The organism is Arthrobacter sp. NPDC097144 (assembly GCF_044762205.1).
In the GTDB taxonomy this organism is placed as follows: Bacteria; Actinomycetota; Actinomycetes; order Actinomycetales; family Micrococcaceae; genus Arthrobacter_B.
This window is the reverse complement of record NZ_JBIWDW010000003.1, coordinates 190,912-206,460: the sequence shown is the minus strand read 5'-3', so window position 1 is coordinate 206,460 and position 15,549 is coordinate 190,912. Positions and strand designations below refer to the sequence as shown.

The following is a 15,549-nucleotide window of genomic DNA, read 5'->3' as shown; positions in this document are numbered from 1 at the left end:
CATGGCGGGGCCGCGGTGCAGTAGTGCCTCGCCGGACCCTGGCCCGGCTGTATCCTGACTGTGGGCTGCCACCGCACCTGGCTGTTTCCCTTGTACTCATCGTAGCGAATGCCGGGAGTCCTGCGTGTCGCCTGAGCAACAGCCGCAGACATAGGCTGCATAAAGAAAGGGGCCTCTTGGCTACCTCCCGAACGGCACCCCCTGCGCCCGCAGACCCCAAGGGCCGACGACGGCGCCGGCCCGCGCGCAGCCGCGGCCAGCTGGTTGTCCAGATCTTCGGCGAGCTGCTCATTACGCTCGGACTGCTGCTGGTGCTGTACGTGGCATGGGAACTCTGGTGGACCAACATTGACGCGAACCGCAAGCAGGACCAAGCCGTGGGACAGCTCTTCGAGCAGTTTGATGCGCCCGTGGCTCCTGCCCCCGAGGCCCCTGCAGGCCCTCCCGATTACGGGGACCCCGTTGTCCTGCCCGCCATCGAAACTGAAGGCCAGACCTTCGCCGTCGTCTACGTCCCCCGCTTCGGAGAGACCTATTCACGCCCTGTCACGAGCGGCGTGGGAACTCCCGTGCTGGATACCCTGGGGCTGGGACACTATCCCTCCACGGCCATGCCCGGAGAGGTGGGCAACTTCGCGCTGGCCGGACACCGGCAAACCCACGGGCAGGTCCTGGACGCCATTCATACCCTCGTGCCCGGGGATAAGATTTATGTGCAGACCAAGGACGGCTACTACACCTACGTCTACCGCAACAACCAGATAGTCCTGCCGGACCGCGTGGATGTCATTGCACCGGTGCCAACCGAGCCGGCAGCTGTGCCGACGGAACGCTTCCTTACCCTCACCAGCTGCAATCCGCGGTTCGGGGCACAGGAACGGATTATTGCCTACTCGGTGATGGAGTCCTGGCAGCCGCTGTCTGCCGGCCCGCCGGCCGAAATCGCAGCCCAGGTTGCCCACAACGCGGAAGGTGCAGGCTAAATGTACGGATGGATCTTTAGGAGTCTGCCGGGCCCGCTCTGGGTCCGCATCTTCATTGCCCTGGCGCTGATCATCGGCGTGGTGCTCCTGCTGATGACCTACGTCTTCCCTTGGTTTTCCGAATTCAGTTTCCTCAGCCCCCTCACAGATTCCACGATTGGCGGTACCTAGAACCATGAGCAGTATCCGAATCCTGGTGGTCGACAACTACGACAGCTTTGTCTACACACTGGTGGGCTACCTTCAGCAGCTTGGCGCTGAAACCACCGTGGTGCGCAACGACGACGTCACCTTGGCGGAGGCGATTGACCTGGCCGCCGCCCGTGACGGCGTACTGGTGTCTCCCGGCCCCGGGGCACCGGCAGAGGCAGGCGTTTGCATCGATCTGATCCGCTGGTGCGGAGAGAATAACAAGCCGATGCTGGGAATCTGCCTGGGGCATCAGGCCCTGGCCGAAGCCTACGGCGGAACCGTGACCCACGCACCGGAACTGATGCACGGCAAGACCTCCTGCGTGCACCACGGCGGAACTGACGTGTTCCAGGGACTGGAAAGCCCGGTCACGGCAACCCGATACCACTCGCTTGCAGCGGTGGCCGACACCATTCCCGCAGAACTCGAGGTCACCGCGCGGACGGAGAGCGGAATCATCATGGGCCTCCGGCATTCCGCGGCCCCCCTGTCCGGTGTCCAGTTCCACCCTGAGTCAGTGCTGACCGAAGGCGGATATCAGATGCTGGGGAACTGGCTGGAGGGGCTCGGCCTGGCCGGAGCCGCAGCGCATGCCGCAACCCTGAGCCCCTTGATGTCCACGGAGGCGCAGTCCCTTCCGCGCTAGGAGAGGGCTAGTCGTCGTCCTTTTTCTTCTTAGCCGGTGACGTCGACGGCGACGGGGATGGCGTCGTCGTCGGCTCCGGGGAGGCACTGGCGCTCGGCGACGGTTCTTCCGTAGGAGCGGCGGGAGGGACAGGGGCCTTGGCAACCGTTAGGGAAATGGTGCTGCCCTGCTCGGCATTCATTCCGCCGCCAATGCTCTGGTCCATCACGATGCCCGGCTCCACGAGGGAGCTTTCCACCTCATTGACCGTTGCGGTCAGCAGGTACTCAGGAGCTGCGAGCGTGGCTTTCGCCGTGTCCAAGGGCAGGCCCACGACATCCGGAACCGTGACGTTGCCGGTGGACAGTACCAAATCCACTGTGGTGCCCACCGGGACGGACTCTCCGGCGGCGGGGGTGCTGTACAGAACCCGGCCGAGGGCAACCGTGGCACTGTTGGCTACGTCAGTGCTTCCGCCCTGGAGATTCAGGCGCCGCAGGGTATCGCGTGCTTCGGGCTCCGTCATGCCGGCGAGATTATCCGGAACAGTTACCGTGGCCGGCCCCAGGGATATGTACAGGACGACCTTCCGGTCCAGCGGAGTGTCTGTGCCGCCTTCGGGCTCCGTACCAATCGCCAGACCCGGTTTTACCGTTTCACTGTAGTGCTGCTCAATGGTCGGTACACCGAACCCGGCGTTCAGGATGATGTTCAGCGCTTCGGTCTGTGTTTTCGACTGGACGCTGGGCATGGTTGCCGTGACGGGGGCAGTTTCCTTGGGGTTCATCATGTTGTAGGCAAAGACAACACCGGCACCGAACAGGAGAACCAGCACAATGATCAGGGTGGTGATCCAGGCGCGGCGGCGCGCCCTTTGGTCCGGGTCACGCTCTCCGGTGTTGCCAATGGCAAGAGCCACCGGAACGTCGTCGTCGTCGTCCTCGTCGTGGTCCCGGTCCTCCGGGACCTGATGGGGAACCTCCTGGCCCGGCAGGATCCGTGCCATGGCACGCGTCCGGGGATCGTCCTCAATCCGGCTGACTTCAACGGCGGCACGTTTGGGCGGCGAGACCGTCAGCGCTTCGGTGGGTTCGGTGCGAGGGTGCGACTCGGCGGCGGCTCCGCTTCGGGCACGCAACAGCGCCTCCCGGAAGGCATGGGCATCCTGATAGCGGTCTCCGCGGTCCTTGGCCAGTCCGCGTTCCAGCACTGCGTCAAGCGAGGAAGGGATCTCCGGATTGAAGCTGCTGGCCTTCGGCGGCGTTTCCCGGACATGCTGATACGCCACGGACACCGGGCTGTCACCGATGAACGGAGGCCGTCCCGCGAGCATTTCGAACAACAGGCACGCTGCTGAATAGAGGTCGCTGCGGGCATCCACGGTTTCGCCGCGTGCCTGTTCCGGGGAGAGGTACTGCGCAGTGCCGATCACGGCCTGGGTCTGGGTCATGGTGGCCGCCGAATCAGCCATGGCCCGGGCAATCCCGAAGTCCATGACCTTCACGCCGCCCTCGTCAGTGACCATCACATTGGCGGGCTTGATGTCCCGGTGGACGATGCCTGAGCGGTGGCTGTATTCGAGCGCTGAAAGGACGCCCAGGGTGTAGTCAACCGCTTTTTCGACGCTAATTTCTTTGGCTTTGACCAGGTCCCGCAGGGTGCGGCCGTGGACATACTCCATCACGATGAACGGCAGGCGTACATCCTCGGTGGAAGACCCCGGTGACTCCTGGTTGCCGGTGTCGTAGACGCTGACCACCGACGGATGGTTCAACCCCGCAACAGCCTGGGCCTCACGTCGAAACCTCGACTGGAAAAGAGGGTCGCGGGCGAGATCAGGACGCAGAACCTTGATGGCAACGGTACGGCCGAGCCTGAGGTCGCGGCCGAGATAGACGTCAGCCATCCCGCCGCGTCCAATCAGCTCGCCGATCTCGTACCGGCCGTTGAGCACCCGTTCAGTATTCAGTGGAGGGTGTCCTTTGAGGAATTCTGCGCTCATAACCGCTTAACCGGCCGAAGGCACAATGTTGTTGGGCTGCTCCGGGACGGAGGCAGCGGTGGGTTCTGACTGAGCCGTGGGTACCTGTGTTGGTGCGGGAGTGGGATCTGCAGGTGCGGGCTGCTGTGGTCCTGCCGAGGTGAAATAGGTGACGGTGGAGCCCTGGGGAACCGGCGCTCCCTCGGACGGATTGACGGCAACCACGGTTCCGGCAGGCTGGTCGGAAGGCCGGGTTCCTCCGTTGACCGGTACCAGCCCGGCGGCGCTGATCTGCTGGTCCGCCGCGCTGCTGGCCTGCCCGGTGAGGCCGCCGGGCACGGTGGTCATGGATGGGGCAGAGGAAGAGGGCGACTCAGAGGAGGTGGACGGTTCCGGCGAGGGAGAAGCGGGAGCGGAGTAGTAGCTGACCGTGACGCGGTCGCCGCGGGAGAGCACTCCCACAGGATCAATGTCAAAAACCTGGCCCTCGGGATCGTCCGCGGATTCCACCGGGTTGCCGGTGACGGACAGCCCCAGTGCGCTCAGCAGGGACTGGACCTGGGCGTAAGGAAGACCTATGAAATCGGCAGGATCGACGGTGATTTCATCGGCATCCTCAGAGGGAGTCTGACTGGGGCTCGCGCTCCGCGAAGGCGTTGCACTGGGGCTCGCCTGAGTGGTGGTGGAGGTCGGGGCAGGAGCGGGATCCCTGTCCCTGTCCCCGCTCAGCAGGAAGGCCGCGATTCCGGCACCGATCAGCAGCACAAGCAGGGCAATGAGGGGAAGGGTCCACGGGCTGCGGCGCTTGGCCGTGGGCGTGGTATTGGCGTCGTCGACGGTTCCGTCGCTGCCGGCACCGTCGACGTCGTCGACTTCTTCGTCCGTCCATTCCCGGGACGCGGCCAGTTCACCGGTGGCAGCGCTGTCCGCACCCACTGCTGCTCCGGCAACGGTGGGAAGCGCCGAGGTGGAGGGAGCCGTGTTCACCACGCGGGTGGCGGAGGTGCCTGCCGTGGGCACGGGCTGGGTCACGGCGTCGTTGACGGCTGTGGCTCCGCCGCCTCCGAACAGCAGCATTCCGGGGACCGCAGCTTCTGCAGCGGTGATGTCTCCGCGGCGGATGGCGGCAACCGCTCGGGCCAGTGCCTCGGCGTCTGCCGGGCGGTCCGCCGGATCCTTGGCCAGCATGGACATGACCAAGGCACGGACCGGCAGCGGAATGGTCTCAGGCAGCGGCGGAGGGGTGTCATTGACCTGGGCCAGGGCAATCGCGATCTGCGATTCTCCGGAGAAGGGACGGGTCCCCGCCAACAGCTCGTACCCAATGACACCAAGCGCGTAGATGTCACTGGAACCGGTGGCCTGCTGGCCGGTGGCCTGCTCGGGCGCCAAATACTGGGCCGTGCCCATGACCTGGCCGGTGGCCGTCAGCGGCACCTGGTCGGCGAGCCGGGCAATGCCGAAGTCAGTGATTTTGACCCTGCCGTCCGGCAGGATCAGCAGGTTTCCGGGCTTGACATCCCGGTGGACCAGTCCCTGCTTGTGGGCAGCGGCCAGCGCAGTGGCAGTCTGCCCAATGATGGAGAGCGTACGGTCCGGAGTGAGGCTCTTGTCCCGTTCGATGATGGAGGACAGCGGAAGTCCGGGGACCAGTTCCATGACCAGGTAGGCGGACCCCTCCTCTTCCCCGTAATCGAAGACGTTGGCGATGCCTTCGTGGTTCAGCAGCGCAGTGTGGCGTGCCTCGGCCCGGAATCTGTTGAGGAACCCGGGATCCCCGGTGTACTCCTCCTTGAGGATCTTAATGGCAACAATTCGGCCCAGGACAAGGTCCCGTGCCTTCCAGACTTCGCCCATACCGCCGATGGCAATACGGTCGGTGAGCTGGAATCTGCCGCCTAAGGTGATACCCGATGAAGGCCTCACTTATTCAACACCGCCTCTAGGAGTTTCTGCGCGCTTGGAGTGGTCAATTGGGCACCGGTAGTCAGGTCCACGTCTTCCATGACGACGGAGATCACCACTTCGGGGTCATCAGCCGGAGCAAAGCCCGTGAACCAGGCATTGTCTCCCCGGTCCTGGACCTCGGCGGTTCCGGTTTTTCCGGCCACCTTCACGCCGGGAATCTGCGCCGCGGAGGCAGTGCCGTTGTCCACGACACCCACCATCCAGTCGGTGAGCTGGCGTGCCGTGTCCGGGCTGATGGAGGTATTCAGGACATCGGGTTCCGGTTCGTCGATGATCGACAGGTCGGCTGCCCGGACGTTCCGAATCAGGTTGGGGGTCATCTGGACACCGTTGTTGGCAATGGCCGAGGTCATCATGGCGATCTCCAGCGGAGTGGCCGTGACGCTGTACTGGCCGATGGCGGCCTGTGCCAGCTGGGCCTGGTCCATCTCTGTGGGGAAGCCGCTGGCCACGACCCGGTCAATGCCGCGGTCCGGAAGATGGAGCGGCGTGTTCCAGCCGAACTTTTCCGCCTGCGAGACAATCGCGTCTTCACCGAGTTTCCAGGCGATCTGGGCAAACACGGTGTTGCAGGACTGCTCGAGGGCAAAGCCGATGGTGGCCTGGGAGCGGAGGCCGCAGTTTCCATTGGTGTAGTTCGGCAGGGCGACGTTGGTTCCCGGCAGGGGAAGCTCATTGGGGTTGTCGATCTCGGAATCCGCATCATATTCGCCTGATTCCAAGGCGGCAGCGGCGTCGACCAGCTTGAATACGGAGCCGGGAGCCAGCAGCGACTGCGTGGCGGCATTCGTGTAGGGGGACAGCCCTTCCACCGTCAGCAGTTCCTGCATGTTCTGTTCCACCACTTTGGTATCGTGCCCGGCCAGCAGGTTGGTGTCATAGCTGGGTTTGGAAACCATGGCCAGGATGTTGCCGGTTTTGGGTTCCATCATCACGATGGAACCCTTTTGGCCGTCCGGAATGAGGTCATATGCCATTTGCTGCAGGTCGGGGTCGATGGTCAGCTCAACCGATGCCCCCTGCGGCTGGTTGCCGGACACGAGCTGTACCAGACGGTCGAGGAACTGCTGGTCGCTGGTACCGGTGAGCTCATCATTCATCACGCTTTCCAGCTGGGTCACTCCGCTGACGAGCGAAAAGTAACCGGTGAGCTGGGAGTAGAGCTCCGGCTGGTGATAGACCCGCTGGAAGTTGAACTGGTCTCCCGAGGGCACGGATTCGGCGATGGGTACTCCGTCCACAAGGATGGAGCCGCGGTTCCGGCCGAAGTCCTGGTAAATGGTGCGGTTGTTGTTCGGGTTGGTGCTGAGGTCCTCCGCCGCAAAGAACTGGACGTAGGTCAGTGAACCGAGAATGAGGATAAACATGGACAAGGCCACAATCCAGCTGTTCCGAATGGCTTGATTCATGAGCCGCGTACCTCCTCTTCCCTCAGTGTGCGTTTGCGGGCCGTCCCCGCTGTGGATTTGGGCAGCGCCGGAACCATGGGGCCGGTCATCGGGCCCATGGCGGCCGGACGCCGGGCGGCTTCGGAGATCAGCAGCAGCAGAGCAACAATGATCCAGTTGGCCAGCAGCGATGATCCGCCGGCGGACATGAACGGCGTGGTCAGCCCCGTCAGCGGGATCAGGCGGGTCACCCCGCCGATCACCACGAAACACTGCAGCGCAATGGTGAAGGACAATCCGCAGGCCAGCAGTTTTCCGAATCCGTCACGGGTTCCAAGAGCCGCACGGAAACCGCGGGAAACCAGCAGGACGTACATCAGCACGATCGCGAAGATGCCGATGAGTCCGAGCTCTTCGCCCAGGGCGGCAATGATCATGTCGGAGTTGGCATAGGTGACGAGGTCCGGCCTGCCCTGCCCCAGGCCGGTGCCTGCGAGGCCGCCGCTGGCGAGGCCGAACAGCCCCTGGACCACCTGCCAGCTGCCGCCCTGGCGGTCGATGACCTCCGGGTCGAATGCATTGAGCCAGCCGTCGATCCGCAGCGCAACATGGCTGAACAGCTGTGTGGCGGCCAATCCGCCGGCGGTCAGCAGGGCAACCCCGATCAGGACCCAGCTGACCCGGCTGGTGGCTACGTAGATCATGGCCATGAACAGGCCGAAGAACAGGATTGATGAGCCGAGGTCCCGTTGGAAGACCAGCACGCCGATACTGACGATCCAGGCGGCCATCATGGGCCCAAGGTCCTTAAGGCGCGGAAGCTGGAGCGGGCCCACTTTGCGCCCGGCCAACAGGATGAGGTCGCGGTTGGCGGAGAGATACCCCGCAAAGAATATGGCCAGGGTGATTTTGGCGATTTCACCGGGCTGGAACGTGCCGATGCCCGGCACCTGGATCCAGATCCGTGCGCCGTTGAGTTCCAGGCCGAGCGGCGTCAGGGGCAGCAGCAGCAGGATGCCGCTGACGATGAGTGAAATGTAGGTGTAGCGGCGCAGGATCCGGTGGTCCTTGATGAGGAAAAGGACGGCGATGGCCGCAGCTACCGCAACCGCACTCCACAGCAGCTGGCGGTCGGCGGCATCGGTTCCCTCAGCGATGTCCAGACGGTGGATCATCGCCAGGCCAATACCGTTGAGGGCGGTCACGATCGGAAGTATTACCGGATCGGCATATTTTGCGCGGAAGCGCAGAACGAGATGGAAGACCAGGACCAGGCCCACAAGTGTTGCACCCTGGGTCCAGAAGTCCGAGTCAAAGGCCCGGTCCTGGTCCAGGCCAACCACCATGTTGGCGCCGATGCCCACCAGCAGGGCCAGCAGCAGCAGCGCAGCCTCAATATTGCGGCGCGATTTGGGCGGGGTCAGTACATCGGACATTACTTCCGTCCTCCACAGTTATCCGGATCAGCGGCAGGCGAGGCGGCGGCTGACGGGGTGGCAGAGGCCGAAGGTTGGGGTGCCGCATTGCCGGAGGGGCTCGGGGCCGGGCTGGGTGTCGCCTGGACCGGCGTTCCCGGCGCGGAAGGAGCACAGCTGCTGCTCGTGCGCGCTGTTCCCCTGAGGTCTTCGACGATTTGCTCGGCGTGCAGGAGGTCCTTTGCCGGGATGGTTCCTTCTACCCGGTTGCGCTGGTATTCCGGGAGGCTGTCGACGGGAATGTCGGTGGTTTCGGTGACGGAGGAAAGCCGAATGGGCCCGAGTGACTGGGACACACCGTTGTAGATGGCGACGTTATTGTCACTGGCGCCGACGTAGTAACGGGTTTGGGTCCAGGTGTAACCCACCCAGAGGACAGCTGCCAGCAATACCGTCATCAGCGCCAGGAAGGCGGGTACCAGCCAGCGGCGACGCTGCGCAGGCTCCGTTTGCGCAGGAGCCTCGACTTCGGGAGCGGCCTTGTGCGTGAGCAGACGCGCTGAACGGCGTTCCGCAGAGCGCTTGGTGACGATGGGAATCTGCCCGGTTTCGGTGGCCAGGGAGGCTGCCCCCACAAGTACATGCGGACGCTGGGAAAGGTCCTGGCGGATCAGTTCGGCCCGGGCCGGTTCGTCGTCGCCGGTTTCAGGGTCCTCAGGCTGGGAAGAGCTGCGCGGAACGGCAGTCGGTTCACTGACGCGGGAGGGGTCAGCGGCACTGCCGATGATCGGAACGCGTGCGGTGTCAGCCTCCGCGGGGAGCGTCGAGTCATCCGGCGCCTCGGCGATTTCCAGGACGACTACCGTCACGTTGTCCGGTGATCCGCCGGAAAGGGTCAGCTCAACCAGGATGTCCACGCAGCGCTGGATGTCCTTCGTGTTCCGGAGCACGCTTTCAATGTCCGAGTCCCGGAGCACTGCAGTAAGGCCGTCGGAGCAGAGCAGCCACCTCTCGCCCGGTTCCACCTTGAAGGTTGCCAGGTCCAGTTCGGGGCTCGCGTCGACATCACCGAGGACCCGCATAAGGACGTTCTTGTGCGGATGGACTTCGGCTTCTTCGGGGCGCAGCCGGCCCTCGTCGATCAGGCGCTGCACGAATGTGTGGTCAATGCTGATCTGCTCGAAGACTCCGTTCTTCAGCCGGTAGGCGCGGGAATCGCCGATATGGGCCAAAGCAAAAGTGGAATCGTGCAGCAGCAGGGCGGTGACTGTGGTTCCCATGCCGGACAGCTGGGGGCTGGTGGTGACCAACTCGGAAAGCAGCGAATTCGCCGCCTGGATCTCATCCGCGAGAACGGTGAGTGCCTCGCCGTCGTGGTCTTCACGGTCCAGGTGAACCAGATCGAGCACAGTGGAGGCAGAGGCGACGTTACCGCCGGCATGGCCTCCCATGCCGTCGGCTACTACGGCCAAGTAGCGGCCGACATAGGCCGAGTCGTCGTTTTTCAGACGAACCATGCCTACGTCGGACCGTGCCGCGTAATTGAGAACCAGAGCCACTGCTAAGGCCTCAACTCAAGGACCGTCTTGCCGATGCGGATGGGAACGCCGGGCTCCACCGGCAGCGCGCGCGTCAGCTGGCTGCCGCCGAGGAAGGTGCCGTTGGTGGAACCGAGGTCCTCGATGAACCAGCGGCTGCCCTGGGGGAACAGGCGGGCGTGGCGTCCGGAAGCATAGTCGTCTTCCAGCACGAGGGTTGCTTCCTGGGCGCGGCCGAGGAGGATGGGGCTGGAGGCCAGCTCAAGGGTGGTCCCGCGCAGCGGCCCTTCGGTGACGACAACCTGGCGGGCGGCAACTCGGGCAGGCGCCGGAGCCTGCTTTTCCAGTTCGGGGTTCTTTCGGATCTGCCGGGCGGTGGGCGTTCCGGTGCGGTTGCGGCTGCCAACCACCAGGTCACGGCGGATAGCGCCGACAACGCTGATCACCATCAGCCAGAGCAGAAGCAGGAACCCGTACCGGAGCAGGGTCACAATCAATTCACCTTCCATTAGCGCCCCCCGGAACGTGCGGGAAGGAGCCGGAAGGTGATGCGGGTGCGACCCATGGCAATAGTTGAGCCATCCGTAAGATCTGCTTCCCCTTGTACTCTCTGGCCGTTGACGAAGCTTCCGTTCGTGGAACCGAGGTCGATGGCGCGGCTGACACCGTTTTCGGTGCGGATTTCAAGATGCCGGCGGGACACGCCGGTGTCATCTACGAGGATATCGGCCTCGGAGGACCGTCCAAGCACAACGGCAGGAGCATTCAGTGAATACCGCTGCCCGTCAATGTCCAGGACAGGCTGCATGCGTGCCGGTACCTGCCGGGGCGTTGGAGGGGCCGCCTGGTGCGCTGACGGCGCCGGAGTTCCGGCCTTCTCCGTGGCGGAGTCCACTTCAAGCACGCCGGCTTTCAGTGCGGAGTCGCGGGTGAAGGACACCCGTACGGGTCCCTGCAGAGTGTAGGACTGGCTTCGTGCATGCTTGATGACGACGTCGCACAGTTCTTCCGCCAGTGGGGCGCCCCATTCCTGGGCACGCTTAAAGTCGGAGTCGGACAGGCGGGCCGTGAAGACATTGGGGGCAAGAGTGCGGCCCTGGCCTACTGTGAAACAGCGCTCGTCCAGTTCCCGCCGCAGTGCGATGGCAAGTTCAAGGGGTTCAACCCGCCCGGAGGAGCCCGTAGAGAAGGCACCCCGCACAACCTTTTCGATTCCGCGTTCAACGTTATCGAGCAAGCCCATGATCGCCTCCTTCCCTAGGATTCTGTCCGGATTTTCCGGCGGTAGCGTGTGGCCCTGTGTGACGCGCACCAGGGCAGGCCAAAGATATACAGGTCCACTTCGATAGTACTGTCCCCTCCCGATAAAGTGCCTAACGGCCGCACGGCGTTGTCCCACGGCGAATCCGTCTCGGGCTGGCCCCTGTCGAGGTGCCCGACGGCGGGCACTGGGGTCGCCGTGGGAGAGAAAATCCTTGTCAGGACGGGGATTTAGGTGCACTTGATGCCCCGTTTAGGTGTTTGGCCAAAATGTGGGTATGCTTGATTCTGCTGTTCCCGAGGAATCGAGACGCAGACGGTCGTGAGACTGAACGCACACTTTCCGCGGGAAACCATTTAGCGCGAGTGGCGGAACGGCAGACGCGCTGGCTTCAGGTGCCAGTGTCCGAAAGGGCGTGGGGGTTCAAATCCCCCCTCGCGCACAAAAAGAATCACCCCGGTTGAATAAACCGGGGTGATTTTTTTATGCCCTGGCCACTATTCGGCCGGCGGGTCTTCACGGGAGGGGACCGCAGCGGCCGGACACACCAGAACGCGGCGCATTTGGCTTTAACTGCAGCAGGCCCGCCGGTCACCGGCGGGCCTGCTGCAGTTAAAGCTAAGTACGGTTAGGCCTGCTTGTTGGCCTGCTGCTCCGCCTGTGCAGCCTTGCGCGCCTTCTTTGCGTCAGCTTCCTTCACGCGCTTGGCTTCCTCGCGGACAGCGGCAAAGCTGGCCCGCTCTTCCACGAGCCAGGCCGGCGGCGCGGCCAGCAGCTCGGTGATCTGCGCGGTGGTCAGGGCGTCCGTAATCCCTGAACGGGTCAGGCCGCTGATGGAGATGTTGAGCTTCTGGGCCACCACGGGGCGCGGGTGGGGGCCGTTGCGGCGCAGTTCAACGAGCCATTCGGGAGGATTGGCCTGAAGTTCGTCGAACTGGGCGCGGGAAATGGGCCCGTCCTGGAACTCCTGCGGCGCTGCGGGCAGATAAATGCCCAGTTTCTTGGCTGCCGTGGCAGGTTTCATGGATTGGGATTTCTCGGAAGTCATCTTCCAAGGATATCCGGCACGGGCAACCGTGCGGGCGCCGGGGGTATATGGAGGAGAGTGGGGCTGAAAACCGGTGGGAGTGTGCTGGGCTAATCTGAAAAGGTGCCAACAGACTTCTCCCCCCGCCAGGCCCCTGCAGCTCGTCCGCTGACGCTGGGCTATGTTCCCGGAGTGACGCCCGGAAAATGGATCGGCCGGTGGACGGAGCGGAAGGACCGCGAGGTCCACGCCTATCAGTGCGGCGAAGACGCCGTCTGGGATGACCTGCGCGCCGGCCGGGCGGACCTGGTGTTTGTGCGCCTTCCGGAAGAAGGGTTCATCCGGCCCGCGGACCTGAGCGTTATTCCCCTCTATGAGGAACGGCCCGTGGTGGCCGCGGCCAAGGATTCCGCCGTCGCAGCTTTTGACGAGCTGGATGTGTCGGATCTGGCCGGTGAGAACGTGCTGGACTTAAAGGAGATGGGAGGCACCGACGTCGGAATGGAAGTGGTGGCCTCCGGAGCTGGCCTGCTCATCCTGCCGATGTCCGTGGCCAAGCTGTATTCCCGGCGCGACGTCGTTTCCCGCCCGCTGACGGGGGTCCCGGCTACCCGTATTGCCGTTGCCTGGCTGGAGGGATCCGAAGACGAGGGTATTGAGGAGTTTGTGGGCATTGTGCGTGGGCGCACTGCCAACAGTTCCCGGCAGCCCTCGGTCCAGGCCGAGCAAAAGACCACGGCCCGGCAGCGGACCAAGGAACGCCAGGGCAGGAGCGGAGAAAAGCCCGGTACTGCGGGCAGATCCGGCGGACGCGGCGGCGCCAAGGGCGGTGCCGGCGCCAAGGGGACCTCGGGCACCAAAGGGTCGTCTGGAAAGGCAGGCCCGGGCAGTAAGGGAACCGGCAAGAGCGGCAAGCCGCGCCGGAGCCGTTAATATTCGGATCGACGGTCACGCCGCGCGGACAACGCGGTAGCCTTTCGCGCATGCGCGTAAAAATGAGCAGCATCCATGTGACGGATCCGGCAGCGGCCTTTGACTTTTACACCGGCACGCTGGGCTTTGAACCACTGATGGTGATGCCCGAGTACAACCTCTTTGTTGTCCAGGCGCCCGGGATTCCGGCCGGCCCGGGATTGTTGCTGGAGCCCAGCGACAATCCTGTGGCCGAGGCCTACCGCAGCGGAGTCTATGACCTCGGCCTGCCCGCCCTCGTCCTGGGTGTGGACGACGTTGTAGCTGAAACGGAGCGGCTCGGCGCCCTCGGCGTCCGTTTTACCGGGCCGCCGGAAAGCGACGCGATGGGCACCAGGGCAGTGTTCGACGACGGCTGCGGCAACTACATCCAGCTGCACCAGGACTGAGATGCACTCTCCGGGCCAGGGGCAGGCCCGAGCGGACCGCGGTCACCGTTCGCCCACGCGCGGCCGCAGCCGGGTCTCCTCCACATCCAGCAGGCGCTGGGCATCGGCGAGGGTGCGGGAGGGGAAACGCCCCTCCCGGCGGGCCAGCAGCAGAGCTTCCCGTTCGGCTTCCACGACGGCACGCCGCAGTTCGCGGTACTGAAGCTGGGGGGTGGCCGAGGTGCCGATACCCAGCGCCTTGACCCGCTCCCAGGCCAGTTCGCTGCGCAGGAAGGTGCTTTGGCGCACGCGTTCCACTACGTCCGGGTCCACATCCACATCCGAGTTCAGGCAGATGGCGGGGTTTTCCAGAACCATCAGGCCCGCATCGCTGATCTGGTCCAGCAGCGTTGCCAGGTCGCGCTGGTCCTCGGCGGCGTTGCGGCCCCGGACGCCGAGCGCCTTGATGACCCAGGGCAGGGTCCCACCCTGCAGGAGGAGGGTCACCACTGCCACCGTGAAAGCGATCAGGACGAGCTGTTCCCGGTAGGGGGTTGATTCGGGCAGGGACTGCGCCGCAGCCAACGTCACCACGCCGCGCATGCCCGACCAGCCGATGACGACACCGCCGCGCCAGTCCAGGCCTTCCTTGCGCAGCTGCGCGATGTCCGCCCGCCGCCGCCGGTAGATCGACTCGCCGCGCTTATGGCGTCGCTGGGTACGCTCGTCGGGCAGCCCCTGCGCCTTCAGGCTGTCCAGGGCAGCCCGGAACCGGGTGGTGCGCCGCTCCTGGTGTTCCACTTTTGCCCGCAGCACCAGAATCAGGGGCCCCATCCACAGGAAGCGGACGGCAATCAGCAGTGCGGTGACGCCCAAGCCGATCACTACGGATTCGCGCACCGTCAGCAGCTCGGGGTCAATGTTCTCCACCAAATAGCGGATTTCCAGTCCCATGAGCAGGAACACGCCGTTTTCCAGCAGGAACTGGATGGTGTGCCAATTGACGCTGTCATTAATGCGCGCCTGCGCACTGAAGGCGGAGCCTGAGCGGTGACCTGTGTAGAGGCCGGCAACCACTACAGCCAGCACACCGGAGGCGCCCAGCTCTTCGGCCGGAATGAAGGCCACGAACGGCACCACAATGGAAATAGCCGTGTCCAAAACGGGGTCGTGGAGTTTGGAGCGGAGGTAGACCGTGGCGAACCCGACCAGCAGGCCGACGGCGACGGCGGCCACCACTGCGAAACCGAAGTCAGCCACGCCGTCCCAGATGCTTGCCAGGCCGCCGGCACTGGCGGCGATGGCAGAGCGCAGCAGCACCAGTGCCGTCGCGTCATTGACCAGGCCCTCACCCTCCAGCACTGTCACCAGGCGGGGCGGCAACCCCAGTTTCTTACCGATGGAGGTGGCGGCGACGGCGTCCGGCGGGCTCACCACGGCACCCAGGGCAATGGCTGCCGCAAGGTTCAGGTCCGGCAGGACGATATACAGGAGCAGGCCGGTGGCGAAAGCCGAAAACAGGACCAGGAAGACGGAAAGGCTGGAAATGGCGCCCAGATTGCGGCGGAAGTCCACCACGGGCAGGTTCACTGCGGCTGCGTAGAGAAGCGGGGGCAGCACACCCATGAGGATCACTTCATGCGGGACGGTGAACGTTGGCAGGCCTGGTAAATAGGACAGCCCGAGCCCCACCACCACCAGGATCAGGGGCGCGGCAATGCCGAGCCTCTTGGAAAACGCGGCGACGGTGACGATAACAGCCACGCCGATGACAGCAAACAGGGCTAGTTCCACAGAGACCATTATGGTTCACAGCAGTGAACGGTTGGAA

The 15,549-nt window shown here is 64.2% G+C and carries 14 protein-coding genes and 1 tRNA gene; 6 read left to right on the top strand and 9 right to left on the bottom strand.

Annotated elements, in window-relative coordinates:
• Window positions 1–176 precede the first annotated feature (176 nt).
• From ACIQXM_RS07980 to ACIQXM_RS07970, 3 genes are read left to right on the top strand one after another with little or no spacing between them, the layout of a single operon-like run.
• Window positions 177–983, top strand: coding sequence for a class E sortase (locus ACIQXM_RS07980; protein WP_400930136.1), 807 nt, complete (start codon window positions 177–179; stop codon window positions 981–983).
• Complete coding sequence (locus ACIQXM_RS07975) at window positions 984–1,154, top strand: hypothetical protein (protein ID WP_400930133.1); 171 nt, start codon at window positions 984–986, stop codon at window positions 1,152–1,154.
• A 4-nt stretch (window positions 1,155–1,158) separates the two neighbouring features.
• A complete protein-coding gene (locus ACIQXM_RS07970) occupies window positions 1,159–1,821 on the top strand; it encodes an aminodeoxychorismate/anthranilate synthase component II (RefSeq protein WP_400930130.1) in 663 nt (220 codons plus the stop codon).
• A 7-nt stretch (window positions 1,822–1,828) separates the two neighbouring features.
• On the opposite strand, the gene pknB is transcribed toward ACIQXM_RS07970, so the two are convergent.
• From pknB to ACIQXM_RS07935, 7 genes are read right to left on the bottom strand one after another with little or no spacing between them, the layout of a single operon-like run.
• Window positions 1,829–3,802, bottom strand: a complete 1,974-nt coding sequence (gene pknB, locus ACIQXM_RS07965; protein WP_400930127.1) for a Stk1 family PASTA domain-containing Ser/Thr kinase — start codon at window positions 3,800–3,802, stop codon at window positions 1,829–1,831.
• A 6-nt stretch (window positions 3,803–3,808) separates the two neighbouring features.
• Window positions 3,809–5,707, bottom strand: coding sequence for a protein kinase (locus ACIQXM_RS07960; RefSeq protein ID WP_400930124.1), 1,899 nt, complete (start codon window positions 5,705–5,707; stop codon window positions 3,809–3,811).
• Window positions 5,704–7,158, bottom strand: a complete 1,455-nt coding sequence (locus ACIQXM_RS07955; RefSeq protein ID WP_400930121.1) for a peptidoglycan D,D-transpeptidase FtsI family protein — start codon at window positions 7,156–7,158, stop codon at window positions 5,704–5,706. Before ACIQXM_RS07955 ends, ACIQXM_RS07960 begins: the two co-directional genes overlap by 4 nt.
• Window positions 7,155–8,573 (bottom strand): FtsW/RodA/SpoVE family cell cycle protein, encoded by a 1,419-nt coding sequence (locus tag ACIQXM_RS07950; RefSeq protein WP_400930118.1) that lies wholly within the window; start codon window positions 8,571–8,573, stop codon window positions 7,155–7,157. Before ACIQXM_RS07950 ends, ACIQXM_RS07955 begins: the two co-directional genes overlap by 4 nt.
• Window positions 8,573–10,069 carry a PP2C family protein-serine/threonine phosphatase gene (locus tag ACIQXM_RS07945; protein WP_400930115.1) on the bottom strand — a complete coding sequence of 499 codons (1,497 nt, stop codon included), beginning with the start codon at window positions 10,067–10,069 and terminating at the stop codon, window positions 8,573–8,575. Before ACIQXM_RS07945 ends, ACIQXM_RS07950 begins: the two co-directional genes overlap by 1 nt.
• 44 nt (window positions 10,070–10,113) lie before the next feature.
• Entirely contained in the window at window positions 10,114–10,599 is a 486-nt protein-coding gene (locus tag ACIQXM_RS07940; RefSeq protein ID WP_400930112.1) for an FHA domain-containing protein, read from the bottom strand.
• Window positions 10,599–11,333, bottom strand: a complete 735-nt coding sequence (locus ACIQXM_RS07935; RefSeq protein ID WP_400930109.1) for an FhaA domain-containing protein — start codon at window positions 11,331–11,333, stop codon at window positions 10,599–10,601. Before ACIQXM_RS07935 ends, ACIQXM_RS07940 begins: the two co-directional genes overlap by 1 nt.
• A gap of 377 nt (window positions 11,334–11,710) precedes the next feature.
• On the opposite strand from ACIQXM_RS07935, the gene ACIQXM_RS07930 reads away from it, so the two are divergent.
• Window positions 11,711–11,793 (top strand) — tRNA-Leu (locus ACIQXM_RS07930).
• Between the two features lie 186 nt (window positions 11,794–11,979).
• Here ACIQXM_RS07930 and ACIQXM_RS07925 read toward each other — a convergent pair.
• On the bottom strand, window positions 11,980–12,399 hold the full coding sequence (locus ACIQXM_RS07925) for a DUF5997 family protein (protein ID WP_400930106.1): 420 nt from the start codon (window positions 12,397–12,399) through the stop codon (window positions 11,980–11,982).
• A gap of 102 nt (window positions 12,400–12,501) precedes the next feature.
• Between ACIQXM_RS07925 and ACIQXM_RS07920 the strand changes: the two genes are divergently transcribed.
• Window positions 12,502–13,311 carry a LysR family transcriptional regulator substrate-binding protein gene (locus ACIQXM_RS07920; protein ID WP_400930103.1) on the top strand — a complete coding sequence of 270 codons (810 nt, stop codon included), beginning with the start codon at window positions 12,502–12,504 and terminating at the stop codon, window positions 13,309–13,311.
• Window positions 13,312–13,373: 62 nt separating this feature from the next.
• Entirely contained in the window at window positions 13,374–13,739 is a 366-nt protein-coding gene (locus tag ACIQXM_RS07915; protein ID WP_400930100.1) for a VOC family protein, read from the top strand.
• A gap of 42 nt (window positions 13,740–13,781) precedes the next feature.
• On the opposite strand, the gene ACIQXM_RS07910 is transcribed toward ACIQXM_RS07915, so the two are convergent.
• The gene (locus tag ACIQXM_RS07910) at window positions 13,782–15,512 is read right to left on the bottom strand and encodes a cation:proton antiporter (RefSeq protein ID WP_400930097.1); all 1,731 of its coding nucleotides are present in this window, start codon (window positions 15,510–15,512) and stop codon (window positions 13,782–13,784) included.
• Between the last annotated feature and the right edge of the window lie 37 nt (window positions 15,513–15,549).

Bases quoted from the DNA above. Each gene is read 5' to 3' on its own strand.
- ACIQXM_RS07955 (WP_400930121.1), bottom strand. From the start codon at position 7,158: ATGAATCAAGCCATTCGGAACAGCTGGATTGTGGCCTTGTCCATGTTT.
- ACIQXM_RS07940 (WP_400930112.1), bottom strand. From the start codon at position 10,599: ATGGAAGGTGAATTGATTGTGACCCTGCTCCGGTACGGGTTCCTGCTT.
- ACIQXM_RS07975 (WP_400930133.1), top strand. From the start codon at position 984: ATGTACGGATGGATCTTTAGGAGTCTGCCGGGCCCGCTCTGGGTCCGC.
- ACIQXM_RS07935 (WP_400930109.1), bottom strand. From the start codon at position 11,333: ATGGGCTTGCTCGATAACGTTGAACGCGGAATCGAAAAGGTTGTGCGG.
- ACIQXM_RS07950 (WP_400930118.1), bottom strand. From the start codon at position 8,573: ATGTCCGATGTACTGACCCCGCCCAAATCGCGCCGCAATATTGAGGCT.
- ACIQXM_RS07945 (WP_400930115.1), bottom strand. From the start codon at position 10,069: ATGGTTCGTCTGAAAAACGACGACTCGGCCTATGTCGGCCGCTACTTG.
- ACIQXM_RS07915 (WP_400930100.1), top strand. From the start codon at position 13,374: ATGAGCAGCATCCATGTGACGGATCCGGCAGCGGCCTTTGACTTTTAC.
- pknB (WP_400930127.1), bottom strand. From the start codon at position 3,802: ATGAGCGCAGAATTCCTCAAAGGACACCCTCCACTGAATACTGAACGG.
- ACIQXM_RS07970 (WP_400930130.1), top strand. From the start codon at position 1,159: ATGAGCAGTATCCGAATCCTGGTGGTCGACAACTACGACAGCTTTGTC.
- ACIQXM_RS07925 (WP_400930106.1), bottom strand. From the start codon at position 12,399: ATGACTTCCGAGAAATCCCAATCCATGAAACCTGCCACGGCAGCCAAG.